Origin of the sequence: Micromonospora sp. SD12 (assembly GCF_052068495.1) — a bacterium.
Lineage (GTDB): Bacteria > Actinomycetota > Actinomycetes > Mycobacteriales > Micromonosporaceae > Micromonospora > Micromonospora echinofusca.
The window spans coordinates 166,176-175,770 of record NZ_JBQHDF010000011.1 but is presented as its reverse complement, the minus strand read 5'-3'; the positions used below and the strand labels follow the sequence as shown (position 1 = coordinate 175,770).

General features: G+C 71.3%; 6 protein-coding genes. All 6 read right to left on the bottom strand.

From position 1 onward, the window contains the following. Positions 1-915: 915 nt before the first annotated feature. Entirely contained in the window at positions 916-3,447 is a 2,532-nt protein-coding gene (locus ACTMS2_RS21110) for an ATP-dependent Clp protease ATP-binding subunit (RefSeq protein WP_089003112.1), read from the bottom strand. A gap of 529 nt (positions 3,448-3,976) precedes the next feature. Then, a complete protein-coding gene (locus tag ACTMS2_RS21105; RefSeq protein ID WP_308220812.1) occupies positions 3,977-4,327 on the bottom strand; it encodes a histone-like nucleoid-structuring protein Lsr2 in 351 nt (116 codons plus the stop codon). 109 nt (positions 4,328-4,436) lie between these two features. Next, positions 4,437-5,945 carry a lysine--tRNA ligase gene (gene lysS, locus ACTMS2_RS21100; protein WP_089003110.1) on the bottom strand — a complete coding sequence of 503 codons (1,509 nt, stop codon included), beginning with the start codon at positions 5,943-5,945 and terminating at the stop codon, positions 4,437-4,439. Between the two features lie 129 nt (positions 5,946-6,074). Further along, entirely contained in the window at positions 6,075-6,833 is a 759-nt protein-coding gene (locus tag ACTMS2_RS21095) for a type III pantothenate kinase (RefSeq protein WP_441176932.1), read from the bottom strand. A gap of 32 nt (positions 6,834-6,865) precedes the next feature. Then, positions 6,866-7,762, bottom strand: coding sequence for a carboxylating nicotinate-nucleotide diphosphorylase (gene nadC / locus ACTMS2_RS21090; RefSeq protein WP_089003108.1), 897 nt, complete (start codon positions 7,760-7,762; stop codon positions 6,866-6,868). After that, a complete protein-coding gene (locus ACTMS2_RS21085) occupies positions 7,759-9,453 on the bottom strand; it encodes an L-aspartate oxidase (protein WP_441176931.1) in 1,695 nt (564 codons plus the stop codon). The genes nadC and ACTMS2_RS21085 overlap by 4 nt, the downstream gene beginning before the upstream one ends. Positions 9,454-9,595: the final 142 nt, after the last annotated feature.

Genomic DNA, 9,595 nt, shown 5'->3' with positions numbered 1-9,595 from the left:
ACGGGCTTGGTCTGGGTGGGGGCGGCGTAGGCGGTGGTGACGGGGCCGGCGATGGCGCCGCCGGTGAAGGCGAGCCCGGCGGCGGTCAGGGCGGTCTTACGCAGGATGTCGGTACGCATGATGTCGGCACCTTCCGATCGGGGGTACGCGGACACACGCCAAAGGGGGGACGGGTGCCGCGAAAGAGGAAAGGGGTCGAAACCAGAAAGGGGTGCGCCCTACGACGAGAGGGTGGGCGTGTCCCGGGGGATGCAACGACGCGGACCCGGCCGGCATTCCGACCTCGGCCCGGCCACCGCAAGGGCTCCCGGGGGTCACGCGCTCACGATGGATACAACGACCGGGGCCCCCGACCCATGCCCACCGACCCGGTGACCCGCCCCACCCCAAACCCCCGCAGACCGGACGAGCGTGCCTGGATTCGCCGCCTGCGGACCGTGCAAGACGGACGTCATCCCCCGAACCGCACACCATGCCGAAACCGAACACAGCGCCGGAACCGCACACCATCCCCGAGCCGCACGCCGCGCCGAACCGGACACCGCGCCGGGAGCCGCACAGCACCCCCGAACCGGACAGCGCGCCCGAACCGCGGGATCAGCGGGAAAGGGCCGCCGGACGTCCGGCCCCGTGCCCGCCGATGCCCGCAGACCCGCCGACGGGGAGATGGACGCCGGGCCGTTGGCTCTGGTGATCGCGTCCCCCGTCCCCGGACCGTCGCCCGCGCTGCTCGCCCGCGTCGAGGCCAGCGTGAACCGGCGCCGATCATCCCGGTGGTGGGGTCCAGCCCGCCGGAGAGGGTGGTCAACCGGCACCACGACTGCGTGATCGGCGCAGAGAGGGTGGAGGGTGCAGAGAGGGCGGCGGCCCGGTGGGAGTGCCACCGGGCCGCCGCCCTCTGCCGCTGTTTCTGCCCTACTCGTCCGCGCCGGCGGCGGCGGTGCCGCCGAGGTCGGCCGGGACGGCGTCCGGCACGGTGGCCGGCCGGTCCGCGCCCTTGAAGACGAGCTTGGACTTGTCGATGTCTTCCGGATCGCCCTCGCAGTCCACCACCACGATCTGACCCGGGGTCAGCTCGTTGAAGAGGATCCGCTCGGACAGGTTGTCCTCGATGTCGCGCTGGATCGTGCGACGCAGCGGACGCGCACCGAGCACCGGGTCGAAGCCCTTCTTCGCCAGGTACTTCTTGGCGTTGTCGGTCAGCTCCAGGCCCATGTCCTTGTTCCGGAGCTGGCCCTCGATCCGCTGGATCATGATGTCGACGATCGACAGGATCTCGGTCTGACGCAGCTGGTGGAAGACGATGGTGTCGTCGATCCGGTTGAGGAACTCAGGCCGGAAGTGCTGCTTGAGCTCGTCGTTGACCTTCTGCTTCATCCGGTCGTAGTTGGACTCGGAGTCCTCCGACGCCTGGAAACCGAGCGAGACCGCCTTGGCGACGTCGCGGGTGCCCAGGTTGGTGGTCAGGATGATGACCGTGTTCTTGAAGTCCACGATCCGGCCCTGACCGTCGGTGAGCCGACCGTCCTCCAGGATCTGGAGCAGCGTGTTGAACACGTCCGGGTGGGCCTTCTCGATCTCGTCGAAGAGGACCACCGAGAACGGCCGACGCCGCACCTTCTCGGTCAGCTGGCCGCCCTCGTCGTAGCCGACGTAGCCGGGAGGGGCACCCACCAGCCGGGAGACCGTGTAGCGGTCGTGGAACTCGGACATGTCCAGTTGGATGAGGGCGTCCTCGCTGCCGAAGAGGAACTCGGCCAGCGCCTTGGAGAGCTCGGTCTTACCGACACCGGACGGGCCGGCGAAGATGAACGAGCCCGAGGGGCGCTTCGGGTCCTTCAGGCCGGCCCGGGTACGCCGGATCGCCTTCGAGACCGCCTTGACCGCGTCCTCCTGGCCGATGACGCGCTTGTGCAGCTCGTCCTCCATGCGCAGCAGGCGCGAGGTCTCCTCCTCGGTCAGCTTGTAGACCGGGATGCCGGTCCAGTTGCCGAGCACCTCGGCGATCTGCTCGTCGTCGACCTCGCTGACGACGTCCAGGTCACCGGCCTTCCACTCCTTCTCCCGCTGGGCCTTCTGCCCGAGGAGCTGCTTCTCCTTGTCGCGCAGCTGGGCGGCACGCTCGAAGTCCTGCGCGTCGATCGCGGACTCCTTGTCGCGACGCACCTGGGCGATGCGCTCGTCGAAGTCGCGCAGGTCCGGCGGCGCGGTCATCCGGCGGATCCGCATCCGGGCACCGGCCTCGTCGATGAGGTCGATCGCCTTGTCCGGCAGGAAGCGGTCGGAGATGTAACGGTCGGCCAGCGTCGCGGCGGCCACGAGAGCGGCGTCGGTGATGCTCACCCGGTGGTGCGCCTCGTAGCGGTCGCGCAGGCCCTTGAGGATCTCGATGGTGTGCGCCAGCGACGGCTCACCCACCTGGATCGGCTGGAAGCGGCGCTCGAGGGCCGCGTCCTTCTCCAGGTGCTTGCGGTATTCGTCGAGCGTGGTCGCACCGATGGTCTGCAGCTCGCCGCGGGCCAGCATCGGCTTGAGGATGCTCGCCGCGTCGATCGCGCCCTCGGCGGCACCGGCGCCGACCAGGGTGTGGATCTCGTCGATGAAGAGGATGATGTCGCCGCGGGTGCGGATCTCCTTGAGCACCTTCTTGAGGCGCTCCTCGAAGTCACCGCGGTAGCGGGAACCGGCGACCAGGGCACCGAGGTCGAGCGTGTAGAGCTGCTTGTCCTTCAGCGTCTCGGGCACCTCGCCCTTGATGATCTTCTGGGACAGCCCCTCCACCACGGCGGTCTTGCCGACACCGGGCTCACCGATCAGGACCGGGTTGTTCTTGGTACGGCGGGAGAGCACCTGCATGACCCGCTCGATTTCCTTCTCGCGCCCGATGACCGGGTCGAGCTTGCCCTCGCGGGCGGCCTGGGTCAGGTTGCGGCCGAACTGGTCCAGCACGAGGCTGGTGGACGGCGCGGCCTCGCCCGGCGCGGCGCCCGCCGCGGCCGGCTCCTTGCCCTGGTAGCCCGAGAGCAGCTGGATCACCTGCTGGCGGACCCGGTTGAGGTCGGCGCCGAGCTTGACCAGCACCTGGGCGGCGACGCCCTCACCCTCACGGATCAGCCCGAGCAGGATGTGCTCCGTGCCGATGTAGTTGTGGCCGAGCTGAAGCGCCTCGCGCAGCGACAGCTCCAGCACCTTCTTGGCCCGCGGCGTGAACGGGATGTGCCCGCTCGGCGCCTGCTGGCCCTGGCCGATGATCTCCTCGACCTGCTGTCGCACACCCTCCAGGGAGATGCCGAGGCTCTCCAGAGCCTTGGCGGCGACGCCCTCACCCTCGTGGATCAGGCCCAGCAGGATGTGTTCCGTACCGATGTAGTTGTGGTTGAGCATCCGGGCCTCTTCTTGGGCCAGGACGACAACCCGTCGCGCTCGGTCGGTGAACCGCTCGAACATGCCCTCGTGCTCCTCACGTGCCGTGCGCACTCGATCTTGATGGTCAAGAAGTCGTGGCGGGGCCGGTGCGCGGACGACCGGGACGGGCGTCCGTGCCTCCTTACTCTATCGCCGCGAACCGACTCCGCTGAGGTCGTGTGTCCCCGCCGGAGGCCGTGTACGCGCCGTTTTGCACAACCGTCCGCGCTCAGGGGGTGTTCCGGTACCCCTACCTGTACGCGCAGAGCGAAATTCGGCGCGGTCGCGGAACCCGTCATGCGGGTCGCGCCGGTGCCTGCGCGGCCCGGATTCGGACCGCGTGGGAGTCGTCCACAGGCTGTGGACAGACTCTCCACCGGCTGTGGACAACGACCGTCGGGACGGAATTCTTCCCGCTCGGCTGCCGTCGCGGACGGATACGGCGAGCCCGGCGCGGAGCCAGCCTGGCGGGCACCGCGACGCCGGCCCGGAGCCAGCCGGGCGGATACGGCGACGCCGGCCCGGAGTCGTGCTCCGGCCCGGCGTCGTGGTCGCCCGTCGAGGGTTCCGGTCAGTGACCGGCCTTCGCGTGGTACTCGTCGACGATCTCCTGGGGGATCCGACCCCGGTCGGAGATGTCCTTGCCGGCCTTCTTGGCCCAGGCGCGGATCGCCTTGTTCTGCTCCCGGTCGGCGGTGGCACCACCCCGGCCGCGCGCGGCCCTACCGCCGACGACGACGCCGCCCCTGCCCACCTTGCTGCCGTGGGCGATGTACGGGGCGAATACGTCGCGCAATTTCTCGGCGTTCGAGCTCGACAGGTCGATCTCGTACTGAACGCCGTCGAGCGCGAACTTGACCGTCTCGTCAGCGTCCCCGCCGTCCAGGTCATCGACCAGCTTATGAATGATCTGCTTGGCCACGTCCCACATTCCTTTCGAGCAGGGTGCTCCTGCAAACTGTAAGCACGATAACCCGCGCGACGCTTGCCGCGTCAATAGGATGCGGTAACGACCCGGTGGAGATGCGCGACTACTCCGGGCGAACCAGGGGGAAGAGGATGGTTTCCCGAATTCCCAGGCCCGTGAGGGCCATCAACAGCCGGTCGATTCCCATTCCCATACCCCCGGCCGGCGGCATTCCGTACTCCATCGCCCGGAGAAAGTCCTCGTCCAGCCGCATGGCCTCGTCGTCGCCGCGGGCGGCGAGCTGCGCCTGGGCCACCAGCCGCTCCCGCTGGACCACCGGGTCCACCAGCTCGGAGTACGCGGTCCCGAGCTCGAAACCGAGCACGTAGAGGTCCCACTTCTCGGCCAGTCCGGGCTCGCTGCGGTGCGCCCGGGTCAGCGGGCTGGTCTCCTCCGGGTAGTCGCGGACGAAGGTGGGCGCCGTCAGGCCCGGCACCACCAGTTCCTCGAACAGTTCCTCCGCCAGCTTGCCCGGCCCCCACTTGGGGTCGACCGCCAAACCCACCTTGTCGGCGTACTCCACGAGACGGGCGCGCTCGGTGCGTACGGTGACCTCCTCGCCGAGCGCCTCGGAAAGCACCCCGAAGAGGGTCACCGAGCGCCACTCGCCGCCCAGATCGAACTCCCGACCGTCGGCGTGCGTCACCACGGTCGACCCGCCGACGGCGATCGCCGCCTGCTGCACGAGATTTCGGGTCAGCTCGGCCATGGTGTCGTAGTCGCCGTAGGCCTCGTATGCCTCGAGCATCGCGAACTCGGGTGAGTGCGAAGAGTCGACACCTTCATTACGGAAGTTGCGGTTGATCTCGAAGACCCGGTCGACGCCGCCGACGACGGCCCGCTTGAGAAACAGTTCCGGCGCGATTCGCAGATACAGATCGGTGTTCAGTGCATTGCTGTGGGTCACGAATGGCCGGGCCGCCGCGCCACCGTGCAGCAGCTGGAGCATCGGGGTCTCGACCTCGATGAAGTCCCGGCCGTGCAGCGAGTCGCGCAGGCTGCGTACGGCCGCGGCCCGGGTGCGCACCATCTGGCGGGCCTGCGGCCGGACGATCAGGTCCACGTAGCGCTGCCGGACCCGCGCCTCCTCACTCAGCGGCTTGTGCGCCACCGGCAGCGGGCGCAGCGCCTTCGCCGTGACCGCCCACTGCTCGGCCAGCACGGACAACTCTCCGCGCCGGCTGGTGATCACCTCGCCGGTCACCCCCACGAGGTCACCGAGGTCGACCAGGCGCTTCCAGTCGTTCAGCCGGTCGGCGCCTACCCGGTCGAGGGAGAGCATGGCCTGCAACTCCGTGCCGTCGCCGTCGCGCAGCGTGGCGAAGCAGAGCTTGCCGGTGTTGCGTACGAAGATCACCCGACCGGTGACCGAGACCCGGTCGCCCGTGGCGGTGTCGGTGGGCAGCTCGGCGTACTTCTGCCGGAGGTCGGCCAGCGTGCTGGTCCGGGGGAAACCGATCGGGTACGGCTCGACGCCCTCGGCGAGCATCCGGTCCCGCTTCTCCCGGCGGACCTTCATCTGCTCGGGAAGGTCGTCGGCGGGATCGACTGGCACGGGGTTCTGCTCGGTCACGGCACGCTTCCTCAGAAGGAGATTTCGGGCGGGGTCAGGCCCCGAGCGTACTCAAGGCGCCCGGAGGGCGTTACGGGATAACCCGCCCGCATGACCGGCCCCACTCACGCCCTCCCCGGCGGCCGGGGTTCAGACGTTGCGCTCGTAGACCATCCGCAGGCCGATCAGGGTGATCATCGGCTCGTGGTGGGTGATCGTGCGGCACTCGTTGATCACGAGCGAGGCCAGCCCGCCCGTGGCGATCACGGCGCTCACCCCGCCGATCTCCTCGATCATCCGCTCGACGATCCGGTCCACCTGCCCGGCGAAGCCGAAGTAGAGGCCGGACTGGAGGCACTCGACGGTGTTCTTGCCGATCACCGAGCGGGGCTTCGTCGCCTCGACCTTGCGCAGCTGGGCGGCCCGGGCGGCGAGCGCGTCGAAGCTGATCTCGATGCCCGGGGCGAAGGCGCCGCCGAGGAACTCGCCCCGGCCGCTGATCACGTCGAAGTTGGTGGTGGTGCCGAAGTCCACCACGATCGACGGCCCGCCGTAGAGGGTGTAGGCGGCCAGGGTGTTCACCACCCGGTCGGCGCCCACCTCCTTCGGGTTGTCGATGGCGAGCTGCACCCCGGTGCGCACCCCGGGCTCCACGATCACGCTCGGCAGGTCCGCGTAGTAGCGGGACAGCATGGTGCGCAGCGAGCGCAGCGCGGCCGGCACGGTGGAGCAGGCCGCGACCCCGGTGATCTCGACCGCGTCCCCGGCGAGCAGCCCGCGGAACTTCAGGCCCAGCTCGTCGGCCGTCGAGCGCGCATCGGTCTTGATCCGCCAGGAGTGCACCAGCTTGTCGCCGTCGAAGGTCGCCAGCACGGTGTTGGTGTTTCCGATGTCGATGCAGAGCAGCACGCACGCAGCCTAGACAACGGCCGGCCGCCGGTTCACCCGGTGCGCAGGTCCATGGCGATGTCGAGGATCGGCGAGGAGTGCGTCAGGGCCCCGACCGACAGGAAGTCGACGCCGGTCGCCGCGTACCGCGCCGCCACGTCGAGGGTCAGCCCGCCGGTCGCCTCCAGCTCCGCCCGGTCCCCCACCGACGCGACCACCTCGGTCAGCATCTCCGGGGTCATGTTGTCCAGCAGGAGGAAGTCCGCCCCGGCCTCGACCGCCTCCAGGGCCTCGGCGACCGTGTCGACCTCGACCTGCACCGGCACCTCCGGGAAGGTCTCCCGGACCCGACGGAAGGCGGCCGTGATGCCGCCCGCCGCGAACTTGTGGTTGTCCTTGATCATCGCGACGTCGTGCAGGCCCATCCGCTTGTTCGTGCCGCCGCCGGCCCGTACCGCGTACTTCTCCAGGGCGCGCAGGCCCGGCGTGGTCTTGCGGGTGTCGAGCACCATCGCCTTGGTGCCGGCCAGGGCGTCCGCCCAGGCCCGGGTGTGGGTGGCCACGCCGGACATCCGGCAGAGCAGGTTGAGCGCGGTCCGCTCGGCGGTCAGCAGCAGCCGGGTCGGGCCGGCCACCGTGGCCAGCACGTCGCCGCGCGCCACCCGCGCGCCGTCGTGGGCCACCACCGACACCTCGACCGTACGGCCGGCGCCGGTCGCCTCGCCCACCAGCTCGAACACGGCCGCCGCCACGGCCAGCCCGGCCACCACGCCGTCGGCGCGGGCCACCAGGTCGGCCGTGTCGGTCTGCTCCGCCGGAATGGTGGCGACGCTGGTGACGTCGAGCAGGTCCGGCCCCAGGTCCTCGGCGAGCGCGCCCTCGATCACCCGCCGCACCTGCGCCGGGTCCAGGCCCGCGTCCCGCAGTGCCCGTTCCGTCGACTCCGTCATCGGGTCCCCTCCCACGCTTGCGTCAGCCGGCCCTGCGCCCCGACGGCGCCGACCAGGTGGCCGTGCCACCGCTCGTCGGCCGTCGGGAAGTCCTCCCGCCAGTGGCAGCCCCGGGTCTCCCGCCGGGCGTACGCGGCGGCGACCAGCGTCGACGCCACGGTGATCAGGTTCGTCGCCTCCCAGTCGGCCGTCCGGGGCCGCCCCCGGCCCTCGCCGAGCCGGCCCAGTACGGCGGCGGTCCCGGCGAGGGTGTCGGCCGAGCGGAGCACACCCGCGCCCCGGGTCATCGCCCGCTGCAGCTCCGGCGTCGCCTCGGCCGGCACCACCCAGCCCTCGCCGCCGACCCAGGCGCCCGTCGGCGCCGGTTGGGCCTGCCCGGGCAGCCCGGCCGCGATGTCCTCGGCGATCCGTCGGGAGAACACGAGCCCCTCCAGCAGCGAGTTGCTGGCCAGCCGGTTCGCGCCGTGCACACCGGTGCAGGCGACCTCGCCGCACGCGTACAGCCCGGGGATGGACGTGCGGCCGCGCAGGTCGGTGCGGACGCCGCCGGAGGCGTAGTGCGCGGCCGGGGCCACCGGGATCAGGTCGGTCGCCGGGTCGACGCCGATGGCCAGGCAGGACGCCACGATGGTCGGGAACCGCCGGGCCAGGAAGTCGCCGCCCAGGTGCCGGGCGTCGAGGAAGACGTGGTCCGCGCCGGTGGCCAGCAGGACCCGGTGGATGCCCTTGGCCACCACGTCCCGGGGCGCCAGCTCGGCCAGCTCGTGCTGCCCGAGCATGAAGCGCTTGCCGTCGCCGTCGACCAGGTGGGCGCCCTCGCCGCGCAACGCCTCGGAGACCAGCGGCTGCTGGGCGTGCCCGGCGCCCGGAAGGCCGGCACCGGCCGGGGTGATCAGCGCTGTCGGGTGGAACTGGACGAACTCCACGTCGGTCACCGCCGCGCCGGCCCGCATCGCGAGGGCCACCCCGTCGCCGGTCGACACGGCCGGGTTGGTGGTGGCCGCGTAGATCTGGCCCATCCCGCCGGTGGCCAGGACGACCGCGCGGGCCAGGATGGCGCCCACGCCGTCCTCGCTGCCCTCGCCGAGCACGTGCAGGGTGATGCCGCACGCCGCGCCGAGCCCTTCCGGGGAGTCGCCCGGGGCGCGCAGCAGGTCCAGCACCAGGGCGTGCTCGACCAGCCGGATCCAGGGGTCGCGGCGTACGGCGGCGTGCAGGGCGCGCTGCACCTCCGCCCCGGTCGCGTCGCCGCCGGCGTGCACGATCCGGTCGGCCCGGTGCCCGCCCTCCCGGGTGAGCATCAGCGAGCCGTCGGCGTTGCGGTCGAACTCCGCCCCGATCCGCATCAGCTCGCGCAGCCGGGTCGGGCCCTCCTCGACCAGCACCCGTACCGCCGCCGGGTCGCAGAGCCCGACGCCGGCGATCTCGGTGTCCGAGGCGTGCGCGGCCGGGGTGTCGTGCGGGTCGAGCACGGCGGCGATGCCGCCCTGCGCCCAACGCGTCGAGCCCTCGTCGATGTTGACCTTGGTGACCACCGTGACGTGCAGCCCCGCCTCGCGCAGGTGCAGCGCGGCGGTCAGCCCCGCCACCCCGGAACCGACCACGATCACGTCGGTGGTCTCCACCCAGCCGGGCGCGGGGGCGGCCAGCAGTCTGGGCAGCGCCGGCAGGTCGACGGTCGGAAGCTCCATGCCCACAGTCAACCCGAAGGACCCTCGCGAGGGGCGGCCGGGGCGGGACGAGTGGTACGCGCCATCGCGTCCGGACGCGCCGGCCGACGCCACGCACGGCGGCAGGCCGGCGCGGCTCGGTCTGGCGCGGCCCGGACCGGCG

What these genes read in the sequence shown, in the direction of transcription:
- nadC (WP_089003108.1), bottom strand. Translation starts at nt 7,762, where the DNA reads ATGACGGAGTCGACGGAACGGGCACTGCGGGACGCGGGCCTGGACCCG.
- ACTMS2_RS21085 (WP_441176931.1), bottom strand. Translation starts at nt 9,453, where the DNA reads ATGGAGCTTCCGACCGTCGACCTGCCGGCGCTGCCCAGACTGCTGGCC.
- ACTMS2_RS21110 (WP_089003112.1), bottom strand. Translation starts at nt 3,447, where the DNA reads ATGTTCGAGCGGTTCACCGACCGAGCGCGACGGGTTGTCGTCCTGGCC.